Annotated in this window: 1 protein-coding gene; it reads right to left on the minus strand. The window is 47.1% G+C overall.

What is annotated here, in order from left to right; translation table 11 throughout:
* Positions 1-238: proton-translocating transhydrogenase family protein (locus CUZ56_RS15530; protein ID WP_204250987.1), on the minus strand; the 238-nt coding region annotated here is incomplete at both ends.

Here is a 238-nt window from a genome sequence, read left to right on the forward strand (position 1 = left end):
GTGTAAAGCGTGGCTGACATTCCAAACCACATAGTAACCGACTACACAAGCCAATACGAATACGGTGAAGTGAGAAAGGAATGCCGCTGGCGCCACAGATGCAAGCCAGAGGAATAACACACCTACACCCGCCATTACACCGTATTTGATGCGAGGATCTGCTGGTTTTTCTTCCTCTTTTTTAACCGCACTTTGTGCCGCTTTCGCTTCTTGTTTTGGTTGTGCTGACACTTGAATT

The sequence above is a fragment of the Saezia sanguinis genome (assembly GCF_003991585.1).
Lineage (GTDB): Bacteria > Pseudomonadota > Gammaproteobacteria > Burkholderiales > Burkholderiaceae_C > Saezia > Saezia sanguinis.